The organism is Chamaesiphon sp. GL140_3_metabinner_50 (genome assembly GCF_025361915.1).
Lineage (GTDB): Bacteria > Cyanobacteriota > Cyanobacteriia > Cyanobacteriales > Chamaesiphonaceae > Chamaesiphon.
In genome coordinates, this window is the sequence record NZ_JANYJC010000181.1 from 1 (window position 1) to 26,653 (window position 26,653).

At 45.8% G+C, this 26,653-nt stretch carries 35 protein-coding genes; 18 read left to right on the forward strand and 17 right to left on the reverse strand.

The window, feature by feature from the left end:
* Nucleotides 1-75 precede the first annotated feature (75 nt).
* Nucleotides 76-678: a precorrin-6Y C5,15-methyltransferase subunit CbiT gene (cbiT, locus tag Q0R35_RS09005; RefSeq protein WP_366944853.1), complete on the reverse strand. Its 603-nt coding sequence runs from the start codon at nucleotides 676-678 to the stop codon at nucleotides 76-78.
* A gap of 143 nt (nucleotides 679-821) precedes the next feature.
* On the opposite strand from cbiT, the gene Q0R35_RS09010 reads away from it, so the two are divergent.
* Nucleotides 822-953 (forward strand): hypothetical protein, encoded by a 132-nt coding sequence (locus Q0R35_RS09010; RefSeq protein WP_295616429.1) that lies wholly within the window; start codon nucleotides 822-824, stop codon nucleotides 951-953.
* Between the two features lie 107 nt (nucleotides 954-1,060).
* Nucleotides 1,061-1,909 carry a M48 family metallopeptidase gene (locus tag Q0R35_RS09015; protein WP_295616432.1) on the forward strand — a complete coding sequence of 283 codons (849 nt, stop codon included), beginning with the start codon at nucleotides 1,061-1,063 and terminating at the stop codon, nucleotides 1,907-1,909.
* A 109-nt stretch (nucleotides 1,910-2,018) separates the two neighbouring features.
* Here Q0R35_RS09015 and Q0R35_RS09020 read toward each other — a convergent pair whose 3' ends face one another.
* A complete protein-coding gene (locus tag Q0R35_RS09020) occupies nucleotides 2,019-2,474 on the reverse strand; it encodes a zinc-ribbon domain-containing protein (protein ID WP_295616436.1) in 456 nt (151 codons plus the stop codon).
* Between the two features lie 110 nt (nucleotides 2,475-2,584).
* Between Q0R35_RS09020 and Q0R35_RS09025 the strand changes: the two genes are divergently transcribed.
* Nucleotides 2,585-3,475: an alpha/beta fold hydrolase gene (locus Q0R35_RS09025; protein ID WP_295616439.1), complete on the forward strand. Its 891-nt coding sequence runs from the start codon at nucleotides 2,585-2,587 to the stop codon at nucleotides 3,473-3,475.
* Nucleotides 3,476-3,492: 17 nt separating this feature from the next.
* On the opposite strand, the gene Q0R35_RS09030 is transcribed toward Q0R35_RS09025, so the two are convergent.
* Nucleotides 3,493-3,816, reverse strand: a complete 324-nt coding sequence (locus tag Q0R35_RS09030; RefSeq protein WP_295616442.1) for a hypothetical protein — start codon at nucleotides 3,814-3,816, stop codon at nucleotides 3,493-3,495.
* A 228-nt stretch (nucleotides 3,817-4,044) separates the two neighbouring features.
* On the opposite strand from Q0R35_RS09030, the gene Q0R35_RS09035 reads away from it, so the two are divergent.
* Nucleotides 4,045-4,620: a Uma2 family endonuclease gene (locus tag Q0R35_RS09035; protein ID WP_295616445.1), complete on the forward strand. Its 576-nt coding sequence runs from the start codon at nucleotides 4,045-4,047 to the stop codon at nucleotides 4,618-4,620.
* 204 nt (nucleotides 4,621-4,824) lie between these two features.
* Here the strand turns inward: Q0R35_RS09035 and mutL are convergent, their stop codons facing one another.
* Complete coding sequence (mutL, locus tag Q0R35_RS09040; RefSeq protein WP_295616448.1) at nucleotides 4,825-6,552, reverse strand: DNA mismatch repair endonuclease MutL; 1,728 nt, start codon at nucleotides 6,550-6,552, stop codon at nucleotides 4,825-4,827.
* 376 nt (nucleotides 6,553-6,928) lie between these two features.
* Nucleotides 6,929-7,066 carry a hypothetical protein gene (locus Q0R35_RS09045; RefSeq protein WP_295616451.1) on the reverse strand — a complete coding sequence of 46 codons (138 nt, stop codon included), beginning with the start codon at nucleotides 7,064-7,066 and terminating at the stop codon, nucleotides 6,929-6,931.
* 149 nt (nucleotides 7,067-7,215) lie between these two features.
* Here Q0R35_RS09045 and Q0R35_RS09050 point away from each other — a divergent pair, with 149 nt between their 5' ends.
* On the forward strand, nucleotides 7,216-8,232 hold the full coding sequence (locus Q0R35_RS09050; RefSeq protein ID WP_295616532.1) for a TOBE-like domain-containing protein: 1,017 nt from the start codon (nucleotides 7,216-7,218) through the stop codon (nucleotides 8,230-8,232).
* A 56-nt stretch (nucleotides 8,233-8,288) separates the two neighbouring features.
* Here the strand turns inward: Q0R35_RS09050 and Q0R35_RS09055 are convergent, their stop codons facing one another.
* From Q0R35_RS09055 to Q0R35_RS09070, 4 genes are all read right to left on the reverse strand, one after another.
* A complete protein-coding gene (locus Q0R35_RS09055; protein ID WP_295616454.1) occupies nucleotides 8,289-9,479 on the reverse strand; it encodes an AAA family ATPase in 1,191 nt (396 codons plus the stop codon).
* 55 nt (nucleotides 9,480-9,534) lie between these two features.
* Nucleotides 9,535-10,098 carry an RNA 2'-phosphotransferase gene (locus Q0R35_RS09060; protein WP_295616457.1) on the reverse strand — a complete coding sequence of 188 codons (564 nt, stop codon included), beginning with the start codon at nucleotides 10,096-10,098 and terminating at the stop codon, nucleotides 9,535-9,537.
* Nucleotides 10,099-10,305: 207 nt separating this feature from the next.
* Nucleotides 10,306-10,986, reverse strand: coding sequence for a L,D-transpeptidase (locus tag Q0R35_RS09065; RefSeq protein WP_295616459.1), 681 nt, complete (start codon nucleotides 10,984-10,986; stop codon nucleotides 10,306-10,308).
* Between the two features lie 127 nt (nucleotides 10,987-11,113).
* Nucleotides 11,114-11,608 carry a DUF427 domain-containing protein gene (locus tag Q0R35_RS09070; protein ID WP_295616463.1) on the reverse strand — a complete coding sequence of 165 codons (495 nt, stop codon included), beginning with the start codon at nucleotides 11,606-11,608 and terminating at the stop codon, nucleotides 11,114-11,116.
* Between the two features lie 68 nt (nucleotides 11,609-11,676).
* Between Q0R35_RS09070 and Q0R35_RS09075 the strand changes: the two genes are divergently transcribed.
* Together Q0R35_RS09075 and Q0R35_RS09080 are read left to right on the forward strand one after the other, a co-directional pair.
* Complete coding sequence (locus Q0R35_RS09075) at nucleotides 11,677-12,570, forward strand: DMT family transporter (protein ID WP_295616466.1); 894 nt, start codon at nucleotides 11,677-11,679, stop codon at nucleotides 12,568-12,570.
* A gap of 47 nt (nucleotides 12,571-12,617) precedes the next feature.
* Entirely contained in the window at nucleotides 12,618-12,953 is a 336-nt protein-coding gene (locus tag Q0R35_RS09080) for a hypothetical protein (protein WP_295616468.1), read from the forward strand.
* A 19-nt stretch (nucleotides 12,954-12,972) separates the two neighbouring features.
* On the opposite strand, the gene Q0R35_RS09085 is transcribed toward Q0R35_RS09080, so the two are convergent.
* Nucleotides 12,973-13,410: a thioesterase family protein gene (locus Q0R35_RS09085; protein WP_295616471.1), complete on the reverse strand. Its 438-nt coding sequence runs from the start codon at nucleotides 13,408-13,410 to the stop codon at nucleotides 12,973-12,975.
* A 93-nt stretch (nucleotides 13,411-13,503) separates the two neighbouring features.
* Between Q0R35_RS09085 and Q0R35_RS09090 the strand changes: the two genes are divergently transcribed.
* Both Q0R35_RS09090 and Q0R35_RS09095 read left to right on the forward strand, forming a co-directional pair.
* Complete coding sequence (locus Q0R35_RS09090; RefSeq protein ID WP_295616474.1) at nucleotides 13,504-13,857, forward strand: helix-turn-helix domain-containing protein; 354 nt, start codon at nucleotides 13,504-13,506, stop codon at nucleotides 13,855-13,857.
* 29 nt (nucleotides 13,858-13,886) lie between these two features.
* Nucleotides 13,887-14,540, forward strand: a complete 654-nt coding sequence (locus Q0R35_RS09095; RefSeq protein ID WP_295616476.1) for a DUF6629 family protein — start codon at nucleotides 13,887-13,889, stop codon at nucleotides 14,538-14,540.
* A gap of 22 nt (nucleotides 14,541-14,562) precedes the next feature.
* Here Q0R35_RS09095 and Q0R35_RS09100 read toward each other — a convergent pair whose 3' ends face one another.
* The 4 genes from Q0R35_RS09100 to Q0R35_RS09115 all read right to left on the reverse strand — a co-directional run bounded on the left by Q0R35_RS09100 (nucleotide 14,563) and on the right by Q0R35_RS09115 (nucleotide 16,423).
* The gene (locus tag Q0R35_RS09100; protein ID WP_295616479.1) at nucleotides 14,563-14,919 is read right to left on the reverse strand and encodes a hypothetical protein; all 357 of its coding nucleotides are present in this window, start codon (nucleotides 14,917-14,919) and stop codon (nucleotides 14,563-14,565) included.
* 350 nt (nucleotides 14,920-15,269) lie between these two features.
* Nucleotides 15,270-15,464: a hypothetical protein gene (locus Q0R35_RS09105; RefSeq protein ID WP_295616481.1), complete on the reverse strand. Its 195-nt coding sequence runs from the start codon at nucleotides 15,462-15,464 to the stop codon at nucleotides 15,270-15,272.
* 102 nt (nucleotides 15,465-15,566) lie between these two features.
* Nucleotides 15,567-15,869, reverse strand: a complete 303-nt coding sequence (locus tag Q0R35_RS09110; protein ID WP_295616484.1) for a hypothetical protein — start codon at nucleotides 15,867-15,869, stop codon at nucleotides 15,567-15,569.
* Between the two features lie 365 nt (nucleotides 15,870-16,234).
* Nucleotides 16,235-16,423, reverse strand: coding sequence for a hypothetical protein (locus Q0R35_RS09115; RefSeq protein ID WP_295616487.1), 189 nt, complete (start codon nucleotides 16,421-16,423; stop codon nucleotides 16,235-16,237).
* A 26-nt stretch (nucleotides 16,424-16,449) separates the two neighbouring features.
* Here Q0R35_RS09115 and Q0R35_RS09120 point away from each other — a divergent pair, with 26 nt between their 5' ends.
* Nucleotides 16,450-18,138 (forward strand): NB-ARC domain-containing protein, encoded by a 1,689-nt coding sequence (locus Q0R35_RS09120; RefSeq protein ID WP_295616490.1) that lies wholly within the window; start codon nucleotides 16,450-16,452, stop codon nucleotides 18,136-18,138.
* Between the two features lie 44 nt (nucleotides 18,139-18,182).
* Here Q0R35_RS09120 and Q0R35_RS09125 read toward each other — a convergent pair whose 3' ends face one another.
* Nucleotides 18,183-19,724, reverse strand: a complete 1,542-nt coding sequence (locus Q0R35_RS09125; RefSeq protein ID WP_295616494.1) for a helicase C-terminal domain-containing protein — start codon at nucleotides 19,722-19,724, stop codon at nucleotides 18,183-18,185.
* A 406-nt stretch (nucleotides 19,725-20,130) separates the two neighbouring features.
* On the opposite strand from Q0R35_RS09125, the gene mgtE reads away from it, so the two are divergent.
* The 6 genes from mgtE (at nucleotide 20,131) to Q0R35_RS09155 (ending at nucleotide 24,336) form a co-directional block, all read left to right on the forward strand.
* Nucleotides 20,131-21,480: a magnesium transporter gene (gene mgtE, locus Q0R35_RS09130; RefSeq protein ID WP_295616497.1), complete on the forward strand. Its 1,350-nt coding sequence runs from the start codon at nucleotides 20,131-20,133 to the stop codon at nucleotides 21,478-21,480.
* 107 nt (nucleotides 21,481-21,587) lie between these two features.
* Nucleotides 21,588-21,815, forward strand: a complete 228-nt coding sequence (locus Q0R35_RS09135) for a hypothetical protein (RefSeq protein ID WP_295616501.1) — start codon at nucleotides 21,588-21,590, stop codon at nucleotides 21,813-21,815.
* Complete coding sequence (locus Q0R35_RS09140) at nucleotides 21,812-22,096, forward strand: type II toxin-antitoxin system YafQ family toxin (protein ID WP_295616505.1); 285 nt, start codon at nucleotides 21,812-21,814, stop codon at nucleotides 22,094-22,096. Before Q0R35_RS09135 ends, Q0R35_RS09140 begins: the two co-directional genes overlap by 4 nt.
* Nucleotides 22,097-22,125: 29 nt before the next feature.
* Nucleotides 22,126-23,121 carry an aspartate carbamoyltransferase catalytic subunit gene (locus Q0R35_RS09145; RefSeq protein WP_295616509.1) on the forward strand — a complete coding sequence of 332 codons (996 nt, stop codon included), beginning with the start codon at nucleotides 22,126-22,128 and terminating at the stop codon, nucleotides 23,119-23,121.
* A gap of 201 nt (nucleotides 23,122-23,322) precedes the next feature.
* Nucleotides 23,323-23,964 (forward strand): 1-acyl-sn-glycerol-3-phosphate acyltransferase, encoded by a 642-nt coding sequence (locus tag Q0R35_RS09150; protein ID WP_295616512.1) that lies wholly within the window; start codon nucleotides 23,323-23,325, stop codon nucleotides 23,962-23,964.
* A gap of 72 nt (nucleotides 23,965-24,036) precedes the next feature.
* Nucleotides 24,037-24,336 (forward strand): DUF2288 domain-containing protein, encoded by a 300-nt coding sequence (locus Q0R35_RS09155; RefSeq protein ID WP_295616516.1) that lies wholly within the window; start codon nucleotides 24,037-24,039, stop codon nucleotides 24,334-24,336.
* Between the two features lie 97 nt (nucleotides 24,337-24,433).
* Here Q0R35_RS09155 and Q0R35_RS09160 read toward each other — a convergent pair whose 3' ends face one another.
* Nucleotides 24,434-24,883, reverse strand: coding sequence for a fasciclin domain-containing protein (locus tag Q0R35_RS09160; protein ID WP_295616519.1), 450 nt, complete (start codon nucleotides 24,881-24,883; stop codon nucleotides 24,434-24,436).
* A gap of 216 nt (nucleotides 24,884-25,099) precedes the next feature.
* Here Q0R35_RS09160 and Q0R35_RS09165 point away from each other — a divergent pair, with 216 nt between their 5' ends.
* Together Q0R35_RS09165 and Q0R35_RS09170 are read left to right on the forward strand one after the other, a co-directional pair.
* Nucleotides 25,100-25,288, forward strand: a complete 189-nt coding sequence (locus Q0R35_RS09165; protein WP_295616522.1) for a hypothetical protein — start codon at nucleotides 25,100-25,102, stop codon at nucleotides 25,286-25,288.
* Nucleotides 25,289-25,341: 53 nt separating this feature from the next.
* A complete protein-coding gene (locus Q0R35_RS09170; RefSeq protein ID WP_366944852.1) occupies nucleotides 25,342-25,992 on the forward strand; it encodes a response regulator transcription factor in 651 nt (216 codons plus the stop codon).
* Here the strand turns inward: Q0R35_RS09170 and Q0R35_RS09175 are convergent.
* Nucleotides 25,989-26,537: a gamma carbonic anhydrase family protein gene (locus Q0R35_RS09175; RefSeq protein ID WP_295616528.1), complete on the reverse strand. Its 549-nt coding sequence runs from the start codon at nucleotides 26,535-26,537 to the stop codon at nucleotides 25,989-25,991. The genes Q0R35_RS09170 and Q0R35_RS09175 overlap by 4 nt on opposite strands.
* Nucleotides 26,538-26,653 lie beyond the last annotated feature (116 nt).

Consider the following 26,653-nt stretch of genomic DNA (forward strand, 5'->3'; position numbering starts at 1 on the left):
ACTAATGACGCGAGGTAATGGCATTTCTGGGTAGATAAATGGGTAAATAAAGTGTGAGTGTGCGAAAGTCAATATCTAAGCTAACTTTTCTGCGCTGAGAATAAACAGAGGATCGACGGCGGCTAGTCGGCGAGTATTGCCTCTGGTTTCGAGCCGATTGACGGCGGCTTGAACGACTTCGACATTGCGGGCGTGGAGTTGGGTAAAACTTTCCGATATTTCATAGAGAGCTTCGAGGCTGGCGGCGGTGACGACGATTCTGCCTGTAATAGGTAAGTGTGCCCAAACTTGTTGCAAGATCGGTTTGATGCCTCTACCACCTTCAATGCAGGCGCGTTGGGGTGGTGTGGTAATTTGTTTGAGACATTGCGGCGCACTGCCAATAACGATTTGGACATTTTTCACTCCAAATCGATCGCAGTTGAGTTGAATCAGATTGGCTACTTCTTCATCACGCTCGATCGCGACAATTTGTCCTTGTGGGCATAGTAACCCAATTTCTACCGGAATTGTCCCCGTCCCGGCACCAATATCCCACACGACCGAATTTGCTTCCAATCTCAAGGCAGAAATTAGCAACAATCTAATCTCGCGCTGACTCATGGGAATTCCTGGCAATCGCTCGAATAATTCGTCGGGAATCCCTGGGGATACATATTTCCACAGTGGGGACATAATTTGGGGATAGGGGATTGGGTATAGGGGGTAGGTTTTAGGTTTTAGGTTTTAGGGAACTCGATCTGGTGGCTGGTAAATTTAAGTAAGTCCTAGTCTGTTTACTGACATCTTACACTAGTGGCTCGATCGACAGAAATGGCATTGTGAGATTACTATGGGGGAAATTTGCGATGTTGACGCAAATTTCAACGCTCGTCGGTGCCTCTACCATACCTGTAACTGACTCTTTTGTGCCAATTCATCAACTCAATCTGTCGGAAATCTTCCCGATCTAGTGCAACAAAAATTAGCAAAATCGTGTCAGCATTAATGCTAGTCGTTAGACTTATTGAAGTTAACGATCGTCGCTCCGAAACACATCACTAAATTTGGTCAAATATTTATGTTCGCTAGAATAACTTTACTCCGTCAGTGGTTGCAACGACGGTGGTTTTATGCATGTATCGGTGCGCTGACAGTCGCGATTATTACCATCGGACAGCCACAAGTCGGACGAGCGGCTGACTGGATGCAAATCTTGATTCAGGGTGCCCAAATCGTGCAGTTGTCTAATGTTTCTGATGCTCAGGAAGCTAGTCTCGGTGCAGAGACAAATCGCGCTATTCTCAGCGAGAAGGTGAGACTTTCGCAGAACCCAGTCGTCAATAATTATGTCAACCAAATCGGTCAACGCCTAGCCAGAACTAGTGCTAGACCGAATATTAAATACACTTTCCAAGTCGTCGAAGATAACAGCATCAACGCATTTGCGACGATGGGAGGATTTGTGTACGTCAATACTGGTTTGGTTAAAGCTGCCGATAATGAAGCCCAGTTAGCTGGCGTAATCGGGCACGAGATCGGACACATTACAGGTCGTCATTCACTCCAACATATCAAACAAGCCGCCATTACTCAAGGTCTGACTTCTTTGGCTGGACTCGATCGAGATACGATCGTCCAGATGGGGGTACAATTGGCTCTGACGCTGCCCAATAGTCGTCAAGATGAATATGATGCCGATCGACGCGGTTTGACGAATATGATCCAAACTGGGTACGCACCGACGGCGATGCCTGAATTTATGAAGAAGTTGATTGGGGGTAATTCGGCTCCAGAATTTCTCAGTTCTCACCCGGCGGTAACCGAGCGTGTTGCCAATCTTCAAAAGATGATTCCCGCTGCTTATAAGAATCGTACCGATGGTTTAAATGCCAGTACTTACAAGCAAAATTTACGCGGTTTCTTTTAATCTTATCCGATCGAATAAAATAGCCCCGACTTCGCTAAGAATTGGGGATTAAATAGTATTTGGATGGTTGGGTCGATCCTCGCAATCCAACCATCCAAATCTGCTGCCGTTAGCCTAATTTCTGCCCGCAACTCGCACAGAATTTATCGGTTGGCTTGACAGATGTACCGCATTCGGTACAAAACTTGCGGTGACTGACTGGTTCGGTGGGATTGACATTTATATTCCCAGGTGGGACGATCGGTTCGACATTAGATGTAGAGCTAGAACTGGTACTCACAGATTGACTGTAGCTGCGATTATCGTTCCGAACATCGCCACGCATTTGGATATCATTACCATCGATTTTGACGATTGATTCGCCACTCGTGGTGGTAATTGTCACAATTGCACCTGTCGGATCGAAGGTTATTTCTGGTGGCGAGAGCCAGATTCCGGTAGTAAAACTATTACTGGTGCGCTGTTGCCGTCCGCCGTTATCGAACGAGATTGAGACGACTGTTTGCGCGCCTTCATTATCGATCGAAAGTTGATGTCCGGTTGCTAATTTCCAATGATATGTCATAAGCAAGTTGTAGGCTGTCTATTGAAATTATACCAAGATTGAAACCACACCTTTCTTTCTGCAAAATTTTTGACTAAGATCGAAGGTATAGCGTTACCATCACATCATTCATGACCGCCATACCATCGCCGATCTCGATCCGTAGTACCGCGAAACTCACCTGGAACTGGCGCGGACACCAGATTAAATATACGATCGCCGGGGCAGGTCAACCATTATTATTAATTCATGGTTTTGGTGCTTCGATCGATCATTGGCGCAAGAATATTCCCGTGCTGGCTGAGGGTGGATATCAGGTATATGCGATCGATTTGTTAGGATTTGGCGGCTCAGATAAAGCCCCGATCGATTACAGTATGGAGCTATGGGAAGAATTAGTTGTAGACTTCTGGCACAAATATATTAACCGACCGACGGTATTTGTGGGTAATTCGATCGGCGCGCTGCTAAGTTTGATGTTAGTGGTGCATCATCCCGAAATTAGTGCGGGTGGCGTGTTAATTAATTGTGCGGGGGGCTTGAATCATCGCCCCGATGAATTAAACTTTTTGTTGCGGAACGTGATGGCAATATTTACGAACATCGTCGCATCACCAGCATTTGGTAAGTTATTATTCGATCGAGTCCGTCAGAAAGCCAATATCCGCAAGAGCCTGTATCAGGTCTATCCGCGCCGGGAAGCCGTCACCGACGAACTAATCGATATCATCTATCAACCTGCTTGCGATCCGGGCGCACAGCAAGTTTTCGCCTCAATTCTCACCGCTCCCTCAGGGCCGACACCAGAGTCGTTATTGCCCCAGCTCACCAAACCATTGCTCGTCCTCTGGGGTGAAAATGACCCGTGGACACCGATAAAAGGTGCCAAAGTCTATCAAGAACTCGCCGCCACCGGGAAACCCATCGAGGTGGTTTCAATCCCCAATGCTGGGCACTGTCCCCACGATGAGTATCCCGAAGTCGTCAATCGGGCAATCTTGGCGTGGAGCGAGAAACTATAACCGATCTCGGTGGCATTCTATTTGCCAGCAGCATTTTCGACAGCTTCTTGTTCCTGTGCGTAGGCTTTTTCTTCAGCTTGCTCTTCTTTATTTTCAGCCGCGATTAGTGCTTTCGGATTTTTGTTAAGTTTAGCAACTTCGTCGTACACTTCCGCTCTGGTTGCTGCCGGATTTGTTTTTTCAAATAGTTGAATTACTGGTGGCGATTCCTGTTTGACTGGAGGTGCCGCAAATCCGGGCTGGGGTGAAATTAAATTTGTCATTAAGATTAAACTAGCGAGTGCAAATGCCCATAAGCTTTTAGCAGCTAGTTGCTCGATCGAATCAAATATTTTCTGCATTGTAGATCTCCTGTAAATATTCATTAAATAAATCGCGATCGAAGGTTAAAGTTTTCAAAACTGTAATGGTAAACCTTTAGGATCAGATTAGCATTTAGGTTGTGGTAAACCTTCTATCAAAAGATGGATAGACAGTCACAGCCAGTCTTTGCTCCTGTACTCCTTATCTCTTGCAAAATGCGATTTGTGGTATACTTGTGTGTAAGACCTTGACAGATAGATTCAATCTTGACAATCTCTGCAAACGAACATTTTCCGCAGCTCACCCCAGGAGAATATCTGGAGTGGGAGGCACAACAAGAGTTGCGTTACGAGTTCTTGGATGGTCGGATCTTGGCGATGAATAGCGATCGGCAAGATTCCGCACGGACGCTTCACGATCGAATTGCCGCGAACTTTTACGATCTCCTGCAAGCACGTTTGCAATGTACCGTGTGTCGGGTATTTAATTCTCAGGTTAAGGTGCAAATATTAGAGTCTAATGCGTTCTGTTATCCAGATCTGAGCGTTAGTAGCAATGTTCGAGATCGTAGTGCTAATAATTTTATTACCCATCCTTGCCTGATTGTCGAAGTAGTATCGCCGACATCTGAGGTGTACGAACGAGGTGAAAAGTTTTCACTATATCGTCAAGTGGCTACTTTAGAACAATATGTCTTAGTTAGTACCGATAAGATTGGGTTGGATGTATATCAGCGGAACGCTCTGGGTAGCTGGGATGTTAGTGGGTATGAATCTGGAGCTACGATCGAACTCCAGAGTGTGAATTTTACCGTAGAGATCGATCGAATTTATGAGGATTGAGTAGTCGAGAGCGAAGCGTAATCTTGCGTCTTGCATCAAAGGATAGTTACTGGTGTTTGAGTGGATAGTACTTAGGGACTTGCGTGGAAATAACATCCCAGCTATTTGTCGGTTCAGGTTGTGTTGGGTTTCGCTTCTCTCAACCCAACCTACAGATCCTTACTCCCACACTTCTTACTCCTTACTCCTTACTTCTTACTCATTCTAAATACCGTGACTTTTGCCAATCACCCAATGACGACGGAACGATCGTGCGAGACTGCTTTCTTTAAATGAGAGGTAAATCGGTCTACCATGCGGACAGGTGCGGGGATTGCGAGTACGTTGCCAGCGATCGAGTAAACTCTGCATTTCTGGTAAACTCAAGGGCGTACCATTCCGAATCGCGCAGCGACAGGCTACAGCTACTTGCGCCGCCTGCAAGTCTCCGCCCAAGCTGAGTTCGGTAATTGCCGCTGCAATATCTTCGCGCATTAATAGGGGTGCGGGAGCAGTGCGAATCGCCCATAAACCTTCCCCAAACGGATCGATCGCAATCGAAATCTGCTGTAACTGCTCTATTTGCCGCTCTGACAGGTGGGAGAGAACGATCGGCGGTTCTAGAGGTAAAAGTTGCCAAGCACTACTTATTTGCTCGTATAACACCCGCTCGTGAGCGATGTGTTGTTCGACTAACCACAATCCATCGGCATGTTCGGCGACAATATAGGTATTGAGAACTTGTCCGACAGCGCGGAGTTCGAGTAAGCCCAAACCGTCGCCGTCGTTAATAATCGATCGCTGCGGAATATGGTAAGCTCCTTGCTGTTCGGCGACTGCGAGTAATTTACCGATCCGGCTGGTGTGAGTGCTTTGCTCTAACTCATCGGCTTGTAAATTCAACGCTCGATCGATCGCTACAGCTACCTGCGATTGCCAATATTCGACGTGTTGGAGATAGATTTCGACTTTGGCGGGATGCCGATTCCAGTCGATGTAGTGGGGGGGGATTTGTAGGTGAAGAAAACAGACGGGATAACGATCGCGGGGTAAAGTACGCGCCATACGGCTGACGATCGTTTGTTCTAATTCTGGCGATCGGACGATCCGCCCGTTGACAGCGACTTTTACCCAGTCTAGCCGATGGCGATGACATCGATCGGGCAATCCTAAGGTCAACTGAATGTGTGCATCTCCGTCTGGTGGTTTCATTACACCATCGTATTTACCAGCATACAGTTCTTCTAGAGCCAGTTTAAGTACATCCGATCGCATCTCAATTTCGACATGCTGAAGATCGTCAACCCGAATTTTTGGCAGTAATTGAGGAATAATTTGCTGGGGCGTTTTACTACCAATAATCTGAAACCACGGACGATGTTGTTGCTGAATCGTCCAACCGATGTGGGGATGACACAGAGCCAGATGATAGATAATGTTCTGCACTTGGCGCAATTGACAATTAAGATTTGGCAAACCTTCGCGCCGAGCCGCCCATTCACCAAATAAATCTACCACATCGATCGCCGTACCGGGTGCGATCGCCACTTCCCGCTGTTGGATTACTTCGCCCTGATGGTTGTAAACTAAATGCCAACCATCGCAACTATCGCGGGGACGACTGTAGATTTCGAGATTAGCAAGTTGCGCCAGACTGTGTAACGCCTCGCCGCGAAAGCCCAAACTCGTAATCTGAAATAAATCCTCACGATCGTCAATTTTGCTCGTACTGTGCGCCGTCGCCGCCTGTTGTAAATCCGCAAGCCCAATCCCGATGCCATTATCAGCTACCCGAATCCGCCACCGATCGGGAAACAGCGATACCGTAATTCTCGACGCATCAGCATCGATCGCATTTTCACATAATTCCCGTACTACCGCCCCCAGCGAGTCAATTACTTCTCCTGCTGCGATCGTGTGAATTACATCGATAGGTAATAGATGGATTGGCATTTGACAGCAAACTTTAGTACGTGACTTACATCGCGCACCTGTAGTGAGAAATTAGTAATAGCTAAAAATCTGCGGGTACCCCACAGATCGTGTGGGCTAGACTTAGGCTGAGATGGTGTTACCCCCCTAACCCCCCCGAATATGCGCGGATGCGCGCACTGTTCGGGTTCCCCACTGGACGGGTCTCCCGCCCAGTTAACAGTGTAAGCGCAACCTTGCAGGGGGGGCTTATCCGGCTCCCTCCCCTGTCTTGTCTCGCTTCTATGCGGAGGAAACCTCCGCAGAGCGAGCCGCTTTATAAGGGGAGGGCTGGGGTGGGGTAAAGATCTACGCTGTAGCTAGATCGAGTTCTAGAGTCGCACAAGTAGATTTAGAATTAGACAGCGTAAGCGTGTTGCAGTGCCCAGATGACTAAGAAAACGATGCCACCTAAGACGATCGTCGAAGAGATCGCGATCGCTACTGGAGTATCGGCTCCTTTAAATTTCATGATGCCGCGATCGAGATCTGACATAATTATTAGTACATAAGAATTAGTGTTGCTTTACTAGTATAGCAAAAATTCCCGATCGACAACCATTCGCAGAGCGTACCGGAAGTAATCGAGCGGTGCTAAGATACGTTAAATCGATGCCAACAATTACCTGTAGGTCGAGAAAAATTGTGGGTATTGCCTTAGAAAACATTTCCAAATCCTTTGGGAGCTTCCAAGCTGTCGATCGGGTGAATTTAGAAATCGCCCCTGGTGCCCTAATTGCATTACTCGGCCCCTCAGGTTGTGGTAAATCGACCCTGCTCAGACTGATTGCAGGGCTAGAAACACCCGATCGCGGGCGATTGTGGTTGGGGGGGCAAGATGCCACCCACCAGAGCGTTGCCAAGCGAAATATCGGCTTTGTCTTCCAGCATTACGCCTTATTCAAACATCTCACCATCCGGCAAAATATCGCTTTCGGCATGGAGATTCGAGCGATCTCTGCTGCCAAAATTGCCACTAAAGTCGCCGAACTGCTCGATTTAATTCAGCTTAACGGTTTAGGCGATCGTTATCCCGCGCAAATTTCTGGGGGACAACGCCAGCGGGTAGCTCTAGCCAGAGCCTTAGCTATCGATCCGCAAGTACTCTTACTCGACGAACCCTTCGGCGCGCTCGATGCCAAGGTGCGAAAAGATTTACGCGCGTGGTTGCGCCAACTTCACGATCGCACGCGCGTTACGACAGTATTTGTCACCCACGATCGATCGGATGCAATGGCAGTCGCCGATAAAATCGTCATTATGAATCAAGGAAAAATCGAACAAATCGGCACGCCTGCCGAGATTTACGACCATCCGGCAAATGCATTTGTGATGAGTTTTCTCGGCCCAGTCAATATCTTACCCAGCAGCTTAAATATCTTCCACCAAAATGGTTTTGCCACCACCGCACCCAAAATGTTTCTGCGCCCTCAAGATATCGCGATCGAAACCACCGCAAATACCACCACTGTCGCCGCCAATGTCGATCGAGTCGTGCATCTCGGCTCGGAAATTCAAGCCGAATTAGCCTTAGCCGACGGTCAAACGATCGTCGCACATCTGACTAAAGAACGCTTTGCCGAACTGCAATTAGAACCCCAACAGCAGGTATTTGTCAAGCCTAAAGCAGCCAAATCTTTCCCGATCGATTATTCAATTTAGAGATGGGAGATGGGAGATGGGAGTAAGGAGCAAAACCCAACATCTTCACCAGATATTTAGACGAATTTATGGACGAATTCATAGGTGAAATCGATTCGTCCTTTGCGGAGTAGAGCCGGATCCATGCGATCGGTAGTATTGCAGGTCATTAATACCACTAATTTTTGTTGAAGATGAATTCCCGATTCATCGATAACGCTTTGATAAAGTGTCCCGTCTAGCAGACCGAGAATGTGTTCGGTTTTACTATTATCTTGAGCCGATTCTAACGCGCGATTTTTGGCTAAATTATCAGCTTCATTAATAATTAGGCAGATGCGCTCTAAATAGCTCGGCGGTACGAAATTTTCGACCGCATCGTGATCGAGAATAAAAATTACATAACCCAATGGCATCAAGACCTCTTTAGCAAGAGCTTGAGTCCAGACAGTTTTACCCGTACCTGGTTCGCCATTTACCAAAACAGCTACCTGTCTTTCTTCGAGGATCGCTTGCTGAACGCGATCGGTAAAGCTCTGAATTTCGGCTGGGAACGATCGAATGGGGTAATCGCTATTGATTTTACCTACGCGACTTTTATAGCCACTTAAAATCACGGCTAGGTCGTAGGTGGCTTTACTAATTAAGGGTGCTAAATCTTTGGCAGAAATTGTATATTGGCGTTTGCCTTTTTCATAGGTTTCGACTTGCACCCAAATATCGTATTCTTTCCAATATGCCGACACATAGCCCAATACTTCCAACCGTTCCCAACTCGTGAATCGATCGGTTGGATAGTAAAAATACCGCTCCCAATAGTATTGAGTAATCAGATCGGGTGTGCCTAAAATCTCTAAAATATTTTTAACAGTAATTTCTTCCAATCGATTTAATACATATTCGATCGGAATGCTATCACGGCTGACAAATTGGACGATCGGCGTTTGCGCGACGATGACATCTTTATGACGGCGATCGGGTGCGGCGGGATCTGGAGTAATATAGTTCCAGAGTTCGTTAAATTCGTACTGAACGCTATCGGAAAATACATTCAGAATATTTGCCCACCATGAGTATTGTTTGCGGCTCAGAGCATCGGCAACATCGCTCAAGAAATCGACACCGCGTTTGGTCAAGTTCCAGGTGTCATTAGCAACAATATTCGCAAAAAAGCCGACATCTAAATCTCGATTCAGCGGTCGCCAGCCTGCTGCTAATAACCCTTTATTCTGGGCACTATTATTCTGGTTGAAATCTCCATATCCCATATTTATGTTCCGTCCTAAAATTTGCTGTCAGCGCGAACCTAACGCTGCTGACTAGTCATGTTATTAATTTTTCGAGGTATTGTGGTGGCACCGCATCGACCAACCACACATCATTTTCCGTGCAATAAAAGCTGTAACCATCGGCAACCATCGCCATCCCATCGACTGTAAAGATGACACTTTCACCCCGCCTACCACCGACTTTAGCCGCCATGTGGAGATCTGTGGTGAGATGAACGTGATGGCGAGACATTTTTTGCAATCCTGCTGTCAAAATTGCGTCTACGGCTTTGACATGAGTGCCATGATAAAGCATCGCTGGAGGTGTTTGGGAGGTAAGCTGTAGGTCTATATCTACAGAATGCCCTTGGTTAGCGCGAATCAGATCGCCGCGATCGTTAAAAGCAAAACGTTGTTTATCATTAGTCGCAACTACTTGTTGTAAATCAGCTAGCGTAATCTCAAATCCATGTGCCGATGCTGCTGCTAGCAGCTTATCTACTTCGACCCATCCACCTGGTAATAGTTCCAAGCCCAAGCGTTCTGGCTGATGGCGCAAGTGTTTGGATAGGTATTTACTGATTCTAACGTAGCGTTGCGGAATTTGCAGCTTATTCATGAGATGGGGGAGTGTGGGGGTGTCTACTGTATATGCATATCTCTGGGAAACAGCGAAAACCCTAGAGATCCCCCTAAATCCCCCTTTTGAAGGGGGACTTCCGGATCCGGTGCCCCCCTTCAAAAGGGGGGCTAGGGGGGATCTACCGCTCGAAACGAAGTCCAGCCGTGCATACACATGCTAGGGATAGGGAGTAGCGGCTGTTCATTAGGGAAAAATTTCGACGAGAGTACCAGAGCGAGAAACTGCGTAGATTTCGTCGATATCGGCGGTTTTGAGCGAGATGCATCCCCATGTCCAATTTGTGCGGCTGTCGATTAATTTGTCGCTATTTGCAGGTACGCCATGAATGCCAACATCATTACCGATCGGTACATACCAAGGAATATCACCATTGCGTTTGGCTGCAAAATGTTTGTGCCACGATCGCGCATTAGGATAATCTAACCACAAAAATTTCGACCATTGAGGATGTGGGTAAAGATCTCTAAGATACAAGATTCCTTCGGGCGTACGTCGATCGCCTTCACTAAATTTATCACCTTGAGGAGTCGTGCCTAAAACGATCGGATAAGATTTAATCGGCTTACGATCTTGATAAATAGTCAGCCGATATTTAGATTTTTCGATCGAGATCGAAATTCTCGATTTATCTACACGATCGCCTAATATTTTAACCAACGGTCGATCGGCTGCTATTAATATATTGCCATTTGGCGGCTGATGATATGCAGTTTCTTGTTGACAAGATTCGCATAAAAATTGACCCCACAAGGAAATTGGCACTATATATCCCAATTTAGCTCCCAACCGATAAGTCCCCACGATCGCACCCACACCCAGCAGAGCCAATAAGCCCATCTTTGTCGATTTCGATAGTTTTTTCATAAGAGATGGGAGATGGGAGTTCGGAGATGGGAGAGGGGACTGGGGGACTGGGAGACTGGGAGACTGGGAGTAAGAAGTATTTTGGATTAAAAATACTTCTTACTCCTTACTCCTTACTCCTTACTCCTTACCACCCCCAGCTACCGGGAGTACCTTTAAATGGGCCGATAATATCTTGGGTAATCCAACCGCCGTAGAAGCCGCCTGGTTGGGGTGTGACTAATTCGCCATCGACGTAACAAGCATCCATTAACTGGGCGTAGAAAGCCAAATAGCCCGCGATCGGGCGAAATTTTTCGGTGGGGTTGGGATAAGCCCATGCTGCATTTTCGATGCGGCGATCGCTTACGATAAGGTGGTAGTAAAGTGCATTTCCTTTCCATTCACAGAACGAGCCGCGCGTGGTTGCCTGTAAATGCGACATGTCAATATCTGCTGGTGGCAAATAATAAACGGGCGGGTGACTGGTTTCTAAAACGCGATAACCAGCAGTTGTATCGGCAATAGCGCGACCTTCAAAAACAATCTTAATCTGCTTGCTAACTGGCTCTAGGCGTGGGGGTCGCGGGTAGTCCCAGACTGATTCTTGACCCGCTTGCGGTGCGATGCGTTGGGGAGGCATAAGGTAAGGAAAATGTCGATCGACTGCACAAAAACTGTAACACTTTATTCATTTTTCAGCAGGCATTCATGAATCTAAATTCCCGATCGCAACCAGAATTAATGGGTTTTGTCTATGGACTCTTGGGCATCCTAACATTTAGCGTTACTTTACCAGCTACCCGAATTGCACTGACTGGATTCGACTCGGTGTTTGTCGGTTTGGGTCGGGCGATTGTCGCTGCTGGATTAGCGTTAATTCTACTAGTTGTGACCCGCCAAAAGCTGCCCCCCATGAGATTTTTACCCAGATTTGCGATCGTGGCGGCTGGCGTTGTTATTGGGTTTCCGCTGCTCTCGGCGATCGCCATGCAAGATGCCCCAGCCTCTCATGGGGCGGTAATTACAGGCTTATTACCCCTAGCGACGGCTCTATGTGGCGTGTGGCGCGCTGGGGAACGCCCCTCGCTTCAGTTTTGGATTTTTGCCAGTTTGGGCAGTGCGCTGATTGTTTGCTTCGCGCTATTCTCTGGCGGCGGCTCGATTCGATCGGCAGATCTGGCACTACTAGGAGCCGTGGGAGCGGCTGGTTTGGGGTATGCAGAAGGGGCGGTATTAGCGCGTACCTTTAGCTCTTGGCAAGTCATCTGCTGGTCGCTGCTGCTATCGGCACCCGGACTACTGCCCATCGTCTGGCAGCATTTACCCGCTAATTTTGCCGCAATCCCGCCCAACGCGATCTGGGGCTTTTTATATGTGAGCGTTTTTAGTATGTTTCTGGGGTTTTTTGCCTGGTATCGGGGGCTGGCTATCGGCGGCATCGCCAGGATCGGTCAACTTCAGCTAATTCAGCCATTTTTGACAATATCGGCATCGGCGATTCTGCTCGGAGAGCATTTATCGATTTCTACTATCGGTTTTGCCGCCGCTGTCATCGGTTGTGTAGCGTTAGGAAAACGCACGGCAATCGCGGCTAAATCGTAGTTTTGCGTTAAACTTTTACTTATACTTAAAATGAGGAAATCGACACAATGACTCAAATTTTTCAGGATCGATCTACTCAAGAATTTACAGATTTACCAATATTTCCCGGTACGAGTTGGAGCGTGCTAGCCGAACCCGTACCGCAAGGCTCGATTCACCGCTTAAAAATGAAGCAAGGGACGATTATTCCCGTCCATACTCATCCTGCTGATGAATATGTATTTGTCGTTTCTGGTAGCCTGAAAACTGGCGATCGGGTGTGCGAAGCAGGCTGTTTTTGGACTATTCCAAAAGACACCAAACAAGGGGCACATCAAGCGTTGACAGATGTGGAGTTAATTACAATTCGACTTGGCGCGATGGGCAAATTTGAAGGGGTATAAGTGACGATTAATTTTTGATTCAAGAGTTCGATCGCGATAAAGATTCGTGATAATGTTGCTGTAATCGATCGGGAATGCGAATTGGCTTTTTAGTTGCTAAATTGATAAAAATGCCCATTTGTTGGGCGATTGCCGATGTTTTACCTGCGATCGAAATTTCGGCACCAACGCTCCAGCGTAATGCAGCCAGCGATGCGATCCACATTCTACCAATCGGTCGATCGGACATTTGAATTGACTGCTTGTAATCGATATTTGTTTGCAGCACAATTGGGGCGATTCCATTCTGAAGTTGCTCTTCGAGTGGCCAAAAACCACTCAGCATTTCGAGCCGCAGATCTTCGAGCCACCGCACATAAACAATGTTGCTGACAATCCCGGCAAAGTCGATATCATAGGTTTTGACTGGTAGGTGAAGTTCTACTTCCAATGGTTTACCGTTGTCGATCGCACTCATATTCTAACTTTTAAATTGCCAGCCAAAATCAACATTAACAGAAATAGCTTGTAAAATGCAAGCAACCCTATAAATCTCACCAGTCCCCTTTTAATGACACCTCCCAGACGTTCGCCTTGTCCTATTTCCTGTACTCTAGATTTAATTGGCGATCGATGGACGCTGTTGATAATTCGTGACATGATGTTTTCGGATAAGCAGCGGTTCGAGGAATTTTTGGAATCGCCAGAAGGCATCTCGACAAATATTCTGGCAAATCGGCTCAAATTATTAGAAGAATTAGGCTTGGTAGAAAAACAGCCTTACAGCAACCATTCACGCCGAATGAATTATCAATTAACAGCAGAGGGTAAAAGTCTGCGCCCAGTTTTGAAGGTAATGGCGGCTTGGGGTTTGAAGCATTTAGATGGTACTAGTTTGCCACCATCTAACCAGATTAAAGAGTAGTTAAGATCTTAACCAACTTACAGTAAAATATGTGTTTTTCAGCGATCGTTAGTTTCAGTGCCGCCACAGGTTTATCATTATTAGGGATCGGCACCATTCGACAAACAACTTCTAAAAATCAGCTACTACTAGCTTCATTTCCATGTTTGTTTGCGCTTCAGCAAACTTTAGAAGGCTTTGTTTGGCTGGGTCAGAGTAATAGTTATTTCAGTCAGGTGGATAATATCGGTACTTATGGATTCTTATTGTTTGCTACTTTGCTATGGCTGGTATTAAGTCCGCTGTCGATTTACTACTTAGAAACAGATGCTCGTAAAAAAAGCATATTATTAGGACTGGCGATCGGAGGATTATTATTAGGGCTTTATTTATTTGGTTGGATTATGCTGCATGGTGTGAAACCAGCGACTTTCTCTGGTAATTTATTTTACGATCTCAAGTTTATTCCTGGGTATGAAGTTAGCAAGTATCTGTATTTGGCAATAATCGTGCTGCCATTTGCGATCGCCCACAGCTCTGCTTTAAAATTATTTAGCGGTGCGATCGTTATCTCTTTTGCAGTCAGTCAACTTTTCTTTCACGCCACAATGGTATCGGTTTGGTGCTTTTTTGCGGCTATATTGAGTGGACTTTTATATTTAACGATCGCCGATATATCTACTAATAAAACAGTAAAAATATAGCAGCGATCGCGATCGACTAAATTTAGCGGTTGCTATATTTACGCTTTAATAAAATTACCGCTCCACCACCGACTAATGCACCTACAAAATCGGCAGGTTCGGGCACTGCGGCAACTGTTTCGCCGCTCAACGAAAAAGAGGCATTAAATGTCGGTGCGGGGGCACCGCCGACGATATCTGTGCCGATTCGCAGCCAGTCTGGTTCGAGACCGTCGTTGCGAATCCAACTTTGTAAGTCTGGGGTAAAAGGTGTGCCAGGAGACGGTTTGGCGGCTGAAAGCCAGAGAAAATCACCACCATCTACAGCGACTTGCGGGACGAAGAAATAACTATCGGCGGGTAAAGAGAAGGCATTATTGTAAGTAACGGTAAATTGCACTTCTTGACCTGTTACTGCGCCTTCGCCACCCGTGCGTTGGTTGGGTAGAGCGTTGATGCCATTTAAGACCGAATTAGCAGCAGTAAAGCTCGGATTGAGATCGTTGCCGAAACAATTGCTAATTTACTGAGTAAATTTACTTTCATGTTTTTACCTACGAATGTGTTGGTATATTTTGGTGTGAGGGACTTTCAACCCCAGGTCGATCGTGTGAATAGGGAATAGGGGAGTGTGGGGTGTGGTTGTGCCTACGGCAGGCTATCGCCAACGGCTCCGCTCAACCACCAGGGGGTATGAGGAGTTCGCTCCAAAATCCAAAATGTTATTAGAATTAAAGAGAGCTTTACCAGTTACTCAACTTTAAGGACAGCAGCCACCAACCACCTTGTCGATCGACAATGCAACATCGAGATCGTGACAATACCCATCGGTAGTATCGGAGCCAGATTAGTTGGTATATTGACAGTCTGAATTGGTGGAAACTGAATCAAAACTAATGTCGCCGCGATCGTAAAAAAGTTAAGCCGATTCAAGATATCAAGCATTTTGAAGGAAGCAACAGATGACCGGATCTGCTGAAAATCTGCAAGCTAACTGTCTTGGAGCAGAAAAATGGAAATCGGGGGGTTAAAGTACGATCGACAAGATTAATTCTGGGATTCGAGCGCGGAAAATTGCTTGATTAATGCGGGTAAATTTTCGGGGCTGAAACATTCTAGATATGTAATGGTCATTGCGGGAGTTAGTAATTCCAGCATCAACCGATTTTCGACCCAAAATTCCACCACATCAAATAAGCCATCGCGATTGCAGGGGAATACTTGCCATCCAAATCTCATCCCGATGCGTTCGATTTCTTCGAGATTGGCGGGTACGGAAATCGCTGCATGAAAGGGAATGTAATAGGAAGTTTGGCGATCTAATTGAAAACCAGCTTCCAATTTCTTCATTGCTTACTGCAAATTCTTCTGTCTCTGGTAAGTTGGTTGCTAGTCTGAATTCAGTTCTTTCTTCCAAATCACTATAGTTGACAATTCTGCACTCTACTTTTTTTGCTCCTGTTCCTACTAAAAACTTACTATTCTCTTGTATCTGTAAACTCATATCGTTCTTTATTCTCAAGACAAAGTATCGCTCTTTATCTTGTATTAGATCCTTGATTCTTTCCAGCTTGCAAAATCCTCGTCTTGTTGCGCTTTTTACGTCGGGGAACCCGACGAGCGCGCACCGCTGTCCATTATGTTGACTCCATTCTTCGGTGTCGCTGCTATAGTTTCTTCTCCATATTTACTGTCATGCCCTTGTCCAAAATGAATTAATATTTCACCTGGCTCTGCCGAAAAGCATCGATCTGATAGACTCCAGTAGTTGTCACGTTGAAGGTATCGATCGAGCCTGTAAAGTTAAAAATTGCAGCTTGAGCGGCGATCTGCAAAAATAATACAGATGATGCGATTGAGCCGAGTAAAATCTGAGCAGAGCGATATTTTTGGAGCAGATACATAGATGTTTTAGTCCTGCCGTCGCAAGATGGGTAATCGAGGGGTTGTCGATCGTATTCAGATCGAGTTAGCAAATTTGACGAGCTGGATTAATATCGATGGTTGTCGGCTCGTGGCGATTTTAGGGATGGGTGGGATTGGCAAAACGGCTCTAGCGGTGAAGTTGGCGCAAACATTAATTCCCAATTTTGAATTTATTATCTGGCGATCGCTCCGCAACGCGCCACCATTAGAGACATTACTTGCCGATCTCATCCCGTTTCTCTCTACCCAACAAGATACCCACAATACACTCCCGCGCCTGATTCATCACTTGCAAAATTCTCGCTGTCTGGTAATTTTAGACAATCTCGAAACCCTATTTCAAGGTGGCAGTTGTGCGGGACAATTTCGAGATAGTTATGAAGAATATGGCGAATTACTGCGATCGATCGCCGAATCAAATCATCAAAGTTGTATCATCTTAACCAGTCGCGAAAAACCTGCGGAAGTAGCGATGTATGCAGGTGAAAGTTTGCAGGTGCGATCGTTCGTGCTAGGCGGTTCGATCGAGGCTACCCAAGCTTTATTACAAGCTAAAGGCGCATTTGGGACGCTCGATCGACAACAAGTTTTGGGCGATCTTTATGGCAATAGTCCGCTAGCGGTTAAGATTGTCGCTACGTCGATTCGCGACTTTTTCGATGGGGATATCGGTCAATTTTTGACTGAAGAGAAATTGGTATTTAATGGCGTGCGGCGATTGTTAGACAACCAATTCAATCGACTTTCTGAGTTAGAACAAAGCATAATGTTTTGGTTAGCAATTAACCGCAAATGGACGACGGTTGCCGAACTGTATGAAGATATTTTACCTGCGGTTGGTAGGGGTAAGTTATTAGAAGCATTAGAATCGCTGAGTTGGCGGAGTTCGATCGAGAGTAAATCGGGTTGTTATACGCTCCAGCCAGTCGTGATGGAATATATTACCGAAATGGCGATCGAGCGCGTCAGTCAAGAATTTCAGACATTAAAATTAGACTGGTTTCTTCAGTACGCATTAATTAAAACGACCGTCAAAGATTACGTCCGAGCGTCCCAAACTAGATCGATTTTAGATCCGATCGGGGCAGAGTTGCGGCGGATGTTTGGTGCGAGTGAATCTTTACAACAGCAAATGCTGAAAGTGCTAACAGAGTTACGTAGCACCGAATCAAAATTTGCTGGTTATGGCGCGGGGAATCTGATTAACTTTGGCAATTATTTACAGATCGATCTCACTGGCTGGGATTTTTCCCAGCTCACGATTCGTCATGCCTGTCTCCAACAAGCGACCCTCCATCAGGTCAGTTTTGCCAATGCCCATTTCATCCAGTCCAGTTTTACCCAACCCTTTGGGACGGCGTTTTCGGTCGCTTTCAGCACCGATGGTACCCAAGTTGCCACTGCCGATGCCAATGGATCTGTCTGTCTGTGGCGCGTTACCGATACTCAGCCGCTGAGTGTCCTTGCGGGACATACTCATTGGGTGCGATCGATCGTCTGGATCGATCGTGGATCGATTTTAGCCAGCGGTAGTGCCGATACCACGATCGCGCTGTGGGATGTGGCAACTGGATCGCGGGTAAACACATTGAGAATCGATCGACCCTATGAAGGGATGAATGTTGCGGGTGTAACTGGATTGACCGATGGCTCGATCTCCACGCTAAAATGCTTGGGTGCGATTGAGGAGTAAGGAGTAAGGAGTAAGGAGTAATGTAAGATGTTTTCAACTATTCACTATCCACTATTCACTTTTCCATCAAAACTTAGTCGATTTAAATCGGCATAATTGATGCGGATATTTGGAGCGAGTGAGGCTAGTACTTGTTTGCCATAAGTGCGGCGATCGATCCGATTATCAAAGATGGCAACTATTCCTTGAGACGATCGCATGGGGGCGATCGCGCGATGTAAAATTCGCAAACCTGTGGGTAATAAATATAAGCGAAACCAATCTTGCTTTTGCTGCTTGTAAAAACCGACCTTCGCGGCAACTAAAGGGTCTTCAAGCGAGGGAATCGGTAGCGTCGCAATTATCATCAATTGCGGTGTCGGTAAATCGTCTTGATGTTGTTGCCAAAATTCCCAGCCACAGACGAGGATATTTGCCTCATTAAGGTCGGTGCGATCGACTTGGACTCTAGTACCCCATTCGGCGGCTAAAGTAGCTGCTAATTGGGCTTTAAGCGGGGTATCTTTGATTAAAATTACGACAAATTGAGGATTCGCGGCGATCGAATATAATAAATGCTGAATCTCATCGACTAATACTGGCTGAAACTTACTAGTATTTGGCATCGGCATCCAGCGAGGGATGTAGAGTTTAAACAGATCTTTTTGGCGATCGAGTGGAAATTTTACCGAGGCGATTTCTCCCAAGCCTAATTCTTGACGATAGCCGATCGCGTTGGCTCGAAGATCGACAGCACTAGTAATTAAAATTGCTGGTTGACGGTTCCAGATCGGTGCTAACCTAGCAACCAAATCGGTAGGGGTAATTGCTAGTGTAAATGTGCCGCGAGTGCGATCGATCTCTGCCCATACCAATCGCTCGGATGATGCCGATAATTCTCGCTCGAATTGTTGCCAATTTGTTGGTAAATTAGATTTAGCTAGTTTAGTTAATGATTCGACTAGAGATCGATCGCTGGCATCTAATAAATAACAATTATAAGGATTGAACGGACGTTGCCATAAATTCTCCATCAACTGAATTTCGATCCGAGCGATTTCTGCCCAGATGGTTTGCGGTTGACTAGTTCGCAATTTATCCCAATCTTGAGGATAAATTTTGTGCGTGAGTAATGCTTGCACCCAATTTTCTAAGTCATCCGCACCGTCGATAATTGTCGGATAATTCGCAATCTCATCGGGATGATGTAAGTGCAGATCTAGCCACGATTGCGGATCGACAATCCACAACCCGGTAAATTTTGAATCGGGCGCAATTACACCACGATAAATGGGTTTAGATGTGCCCAACCAATTCTGAATTTGCGGAATTTCGTTACCAATTAACCGCTCTTGGAATGCGTCGGAAATGACAATCGTAACGGGTTCGTGCCAGAGTAAAGCCGGAATTAAATAACTAAGTCGATACTTCCCGATCGATCGATGAGTAGCAATCCCGACTTGAAGTAGTGACGATTGCGACATTCGTAACGATCTCGCCACCAACCTCGCCATTGTTAAATAATGGTTCCAGTCAACAATCTCAGGCTGATGTCGCAACAGAGCGCGGAGGATGGTATGGGTAGTAATTTCGATCGGCTCAGACATCAGGGATGGGAGATGGGAGTGGGGAGATGGGAGGTGGGAGCGGGGAGCGGGGAGTTGGGAGATGGGAGTAAGAAGTAAGAAGTAAGAAGTAAGGAGTACGGAGTAATATGCGCTATTACTTCTAAACCTTATCCACTATCTACTATCCCCTATCCACTATCCACTATTCACTATCCACTCCCATCTCCCATCTCCCATCTCCCCACTCCCATCTCCCCCCCAATTTAAGATTGCAATCTCGATGCATCAAGAGCTACGATAGAGATATCGATGTTAAATTTTTATTAAAAATATCGGTATTAAGTCTTATGTACGTCGTGGACTATAGTCCATTTGCTTTAAATTAACAACCTTCTCTAGAATCTGACGAGCTAGTCTCCCAGCGCAGAGGGGGCTAGGAGGTGTCATGCTGAGTAGAGAAGGTGCGATCGAGTTATCGGAAATTACTGACTTAAATCAACTCAAGTCAGAACTAAATCATCTACCGGGGGTAGATGTCGGCGACTATATTAGCGAATTGCCCAAAGAGCGACGGGCGATCGCTTTTAGATTATTGTATAAGGATCGCGCCATCAATGTCTTTGAATATCTACCCACCGAGATTCAAGAAGAGTTAATCGAAGCACTCCACAATACTCAAGTGTGTCAGATTATTGAAGCCATGCGTCCCGACGATCGGGTAGCATTATTTGACGAGCTACCTGCGGGAGTAGTCAAACGGTTATTACCGCAACTGAGTTCCGAAGAACGGACGGCAACATCGACAATTATCGGCTATCCTGAAGGCACGGCGGGACGGGTGATGACGACGGAATACGTGCGGCTGCGGCAAGGTTTGACAGTCGGCGAAGCTCTGGCAAAAATGAAACAAAGCGATCGCGACAAGGAGACGGTATATTATGCCTATGTTACCGACGATAGCCGCAAATTAATGCAAGTGGTATCGCTACGGCAACTAGTATTCACCCTCCCCGATACGCCGATTAAAGATATTGCCAGCGATCGGGTAATTAAAGTTTATACCGAAACGTCTCAAGAAGATGTCGCGCGGCAAATGCAGCGGTATGACTTAATTGCAGTACCTGTAGTCGATCGTGAAGATCGCTTAGTCGGGATTATCACGATCGATGATGTTGTCGATATTTTACAAGAAGAAGCCACCGAAGACATCCAAAAACTCGCTGGTGTGGGTAGCGGTGAAGATTCTTCCCTATCACCGCCTTGGAGTAAATTACAAAACCGTCTGCCCTGGTTGCTAGGAATTATGGCACTATATATCGGTGCCTCTAGTTCGATCGCCCCCTTTCAAGATACGATTTCTAAGGTGCCAGTACTGGCTGTGATTATGCCGCTGTTCTCTAATACTGGCGGCGCAGTCGGCACTCAAGCTTTGACTGTCACCATTCGTTCTCTCGGTGTCGGTGAAGTCACTCCTGGCGATACCCTCGAAATTCTGGGTAAAGAGGTGCTAGCAGGCTTAGGAACGGCGATCGGTCTTGGTTTGACGATGATTCTCCTCGCACTGATTTGGACACCGCCGAGCGAACGCTGGGTGGCAGTGGTGGCCGGAATTGTGATGGCAACAAATACCGTCATTGCCGTGACATTAGGGACATTATTACCGATGGGGTTCAAACGGCTAGAGTTAGATCCGGCTCTAATTAGTGGGCCATTGGTAACAACATTACTAGATACGATCGGATTTATTCTGTTTCTATCTTTAATTACGATCGGGAGTAATGTTTTGCACCTATAGAAGTAATGGAGATCGATCGGAACACCAAAAATTGGTAAGCTAAATTTAGCCTGACTCAGATCGGATTACTCGCAACAACTGTAACCAGATCGAACTGAATTAACTTTATGACTACACTAGCACAAGTATTGGAAGCTGCTCTAGAACTGCCGCGTGAAGAGCAAGAAGCTTTAGTAACAGCGATCCAAAACCACAAATCTGAAATTGGCAGATCGGAACTAGCCGAATATGCACGACAAGCGAATTTAGATGTACGCTCTGGGAAACTTCGAGCGAAATCGGTGGCGGAAATCATGAGTCAATTAGACAGTCAAATAGATGACTCAGATGCATGAGAGAATTGATTCCAACCCCAAGATTCGAGAGAGCATTGCGGAAGTTTACCAGGCGGGATGCCCAATTGCGGGAAAGGGTGCAAAAAACCCTCGAACAGATGCAGGAAAAAGTGTTTGCCACAAATTTGGGCACTCATAAGTTAAGCGGCAGTCTAGATGGAATTTATGCCTGTACCTGTGGCTATGACTGCCGAGTACTCTTTTCAATCCAGAAAGATCTCACCACCGAGTCTGAGTCGATCGTGCTACTCGATGTCGGAAACCATAATGACGTTTATTAGTTTACTCTATCCCCCTATTATTCCCTAAAATGACCTGGACGCGCCGACATATTCTATCGCTAGCAGACTTTACCCCCACAGAGTACGATACCGTCCTCCAGACTGCCGCTAGCTTCAAAGAAGTGCTATCGCGTCCCGTTAAGAAAGTACCCACCTTGCAGGGGCGCGTAGTTGCCAATCTGTTCTTTGAATCTTCCACTCGCACCCGCAGTAGTTTTGAATTAGCCGCCAAACGCCTCTCCGCCGATACCCTTAACTTTGCCGCAGCGACTTCTTCACTCACCAAAGGCGAAACCATTCTCGATACTGCCAAAACCTATTTGGCGATGGGTGCAGACTTAATGGTAATTCGTCACAAACAAGCCGGAGTGCCGCACGCGATCGCCACGGCACTAGATACAATGGGAGTGAAAGTAGGCATTTTAAATGCTGGCGACGGACAACACGAACATCCTTCGCAGGCGTTATTAGATCTACTAACTATTTGCGCGACGATCGATCCCGTCGATCCCCGGTTATCATTACTTAAAGATAAAAAAATTGCGATCGTTGGCGATATTTTACATTCGCGCGTAGCTCGATCGAATATCTGGAGTCTCACAGCTAGCGGTGCCCAAGTACATCTGTGCGCCCCACCAACCCTCCTCCCCGCCGAATTTGCCGACTATTGCCAAGAGCCAAGAGTCGGGATCGATAAATCCAATTTAGCAGTACATTGGCAGATCGAACCCGCGCTCCAAAATGCCGATTTTGTGATGACATTACGACTCCAGCAAGAGCGGATGACAGACCATTTATTACCGAGTTTGCGCGAGTATCATCAACATTATGGCATCACTAGAGCACGCCTAAAATTGTGCCATCCAAACGTCAAAATTCTCCATCCCGGCCCGACAAATCGTGGTGTCGAAATTACCTCCGATCTCATGGACGATCCCGCCTTGAGTCTGATTTCCGAACAAGTAAATAACGGCGTAGCAATTCGGATGGCTTTGCTCTACTTGATGGGAAATACCAAGGAGTAGGGAGGTGGGAGAGTAAGGAGTAAGGAGTGAGGAGTAAGAATAGTAATTGCTCGGATTTTTTTAATAATTTGGGTATATATCCGTTGCCGCTTGACGGTTGTTATACTTAGATCTCGAACTAATATAACCCAGTCCCCCAGTCTCCCCGTCCCCCCGTCCCCCATCTCCCAGCTCCCAGCTCCCATCTCCCATCTCCTTCCCATGTCCAGATCTCGCGAACCATTTATCAACCTGGTCTTTTATCATGCTTTCAAGCAGCCATTTATCAACCCCTTCTTTTACTTATATCTTCAGGGGAAAGTGGTAGGAAAAGAGCATGTACCCAAAACAGGCGGGTTTATTGTGGTGAGCAATCATGGAAGTAACTTCGATCCGCCGCTATTGTCGGCTGCTGTAATGCGTCCGGTAGCATATATGGCAAAAGCCGAATTATTTGAAGTGCCAGTATTGAAAAATGCGATTAAATTGTATGGTGCGTATCCAGTTAAGCGCGGCGCAGTCGATCGCGCGACAATTCGATCGGCTTTAGATTATCTTGAGAATGGTTGGGGTGTGGGAATTTTTCTAACTGGTACCCGCACAGCCGATGGCAAAGTTGTCGATCCTAAACCAGGCGCGGCTCTAATTGCGGCAAAAGCCCAAGTTCCCCTCTTACCTGTGTGTCTGTGGGGGACTGATTCGATCGAACAAAAAGGTAAAAAATTTCCCCAATCTACTCCCGTAACGATTAGAATTGGTGAATTAATTCCTCCACCCACCGATACCAAAAGATCGGAACTCGATCGAGTCACTGCTTTATGTACTACGAAAATTAACCAGTTACACGATTTGGGTAGGTTTTAGATTTTAGGTTTTAGGTTTTGGAACTGCGTTCCAGCTCATCCCATACTCCCCACATTCATTCTCATACATAACATGGAAAATCTCCGGGAACAATTAACTGAACTTATTGATGAAGCTGAACTAGAGTGGCTCAAGCCGCACATCCAAAAAGATGCAGTAATTTTAGTCGTTCCCGAACTCGATCTTTTAGATGTGGGTATGGCGATTGCTAGCGATAATACTCAATCAGTACAACATTGGATCGGCGAACAACTATTAGTAAAACCATCACCAGAAGTTCTTAGTCGCTGGAATGCAAATCCCGATCGTAAATTTCAAGCAATGATTCTCCAGCCCTATATTTTAGTCAAAGAGTTAAGCATCTCTAGTTAACTAATCTTAAAATATCTCGTGCAGTCCGCACAATAACACAATCGTTTTTTCACCCAACGGTTGTTTTTAATTATCCTAACTCCTAACTCCTTACTTCTTACTCTCCCAACTCCCAACTCCCATCTCCCATCTTCCTTATTACTCGATCGATTGGATAAATAATCCCATTATCGGCAGAGGCATCTACTGACAATATACTAGAGTCCCCAATCTTGATGCCATCATTTAGATCGATCTCCAATTGGATGCCATTAATTGAGGATCGAGCGACTTTGCGTTCGCCTGAATCGTACATTTTTAATAAGTCTTCGTGCTTGAGCTTGCCGTGGATGATGTGCATACTCAAGAGCTTAGTTAATAAATCACTGTTTTGCGACAGTTTTTGTAGTGTCAATTTTGGCAAGCTAGTAAATGCTCGATTATTTGGTGCAAATATTGTAAATTCACCAGCAGTATTTAAAGTTCGATCGAGATCGGCGATTTGAAGTGCAGTTACAAAAATTTCTATGTCTTTAAATTTGAGAAGTGTATCAAATACACTAGCCATAATAATTACATTTAAAAAGCGAAGTATCGATCGCATCCTATAATACTCTAATTTGGTTTGACAAGGTATAAAACCATGTTTATATTAAAAATATATCAATGGATATATATCAATAATCCGCCTGTTTTAGTACGAGCTATAACTTCGTACTTACCCCGATTTTTTAAGATGTATAAATATGTTCGGTTGTCGGTATATAATTCTAGATAGATCTGAATGCATGAATTTAACCGAAATACCATGCCAATCGATCGATTTTATAAATATTGCGATCGATTAAAAAGATTAGAATTAAGGCTACATTTATTACGTCAAGTTATTGAAGCAAACAATGGTAAAATTTGGGCGAAAAAAGTATTGTCTCAAGGTGCTAAGTTTTGTTTTAACTTGCTAGGCAAAAATTAAATAATGATACATTTACTATTAAATAAATCGCTGCTGGCGAGTTAAAAAGTTAATTGATGTCGGATCTATTAAAATTACTAATAATTGAAGATGACGAATTATTTCGGTTGGGTTTGGCAACCTTTTTCGATCGGGAACCCACGATCGATCTAGTCATAGAAGCACCAAATGGTGAGACTGCAATCGATTTAGTCAGACGAGAGACATTTGATGTTGTCGTGTTAGATCTGGTTTTACCTGGTTTAGATGGAATGGAAACTTGTCGGCATATTCACAAGTTACAGCCTAATTTACCAGTATTGATATTAACTGCTCATCCAGACAAAAATCTTGTAGTAAAATTAGTAGAACTGGGTGTTAGAGGTTATTGTCTCAAGGGCATCGATGCTAATAACTTGCTATTGGCAATTAGATCGATTGCCACAGGTGCGACGTGGTGGGATGCTACGGCTAGCATTCAGATTTTTGATGCCATTGGTCAAGTCGATCGCGCACATCGCCCTGTAGACCAGCTACAGTTGACTAAGCGCGAATTAGAAGTCTTGACGCTGATTGCCAACGGCAAAACCAATCAACAAATCGCTGAAGCTTTATTTATCACACCCGGTACCGTCCGGGTTCACGTTCATACTATCTTACAAAAGTTAAATGTCAGCGATCGCACTCAAGCGGCGATTTTTGCACTGCAACACAAATTAATTTAATGGTGCGAGTCAAAGCCTAAATCGTTACCCTTCCCCGCATGTACCAGAGCCAATCGCTCGTACTTTTGGGCGTGTAGAATTAGCCCCTCAACTTCGGTATCGTCTAATTGTCGCAGACATTTTGCCGGAACTCCCACCATTAAAGAGCGCGGCGGAACATTTTTTGTCACCACGCACCCCGCACCGATAATACTCCCCGCACCAACCCGCACGCCGTCTAAAACAATTGCCCCAATTCCAATCAGACAGCCTGTTTCGATATAAGCCGAATGAATCACAGCCCGATGTCCGACGGTAACATAACTCTCTAATATTGTCGGCTGTCCGGGGTCGCCATGCAAGATCGCCCCATCCTGAATGTTGGTACTTTTACCGATTTCGATCCGTTCGACATCGCCCCTAACTACGGCACTATACCAGATACTTACGCCCGACTCGATCGACACATGCCCCATTACTACCGCATTAGTCGCGACAAATGCCGCACTTGAGATGTCTACAGGTGCCCAGAAGGTGGGTAAATCGAGGTGGTAAAATTGAGTCATCAGCTCGTCAATGGCAACTACAGGCTCAAGTTTAACCGATCGCGATCGGTTAAACTTCAGTAAGCTGTCATGTTATAAAAATTGGGGAGGGGTAATTCATGAATTACCCCTCCCCA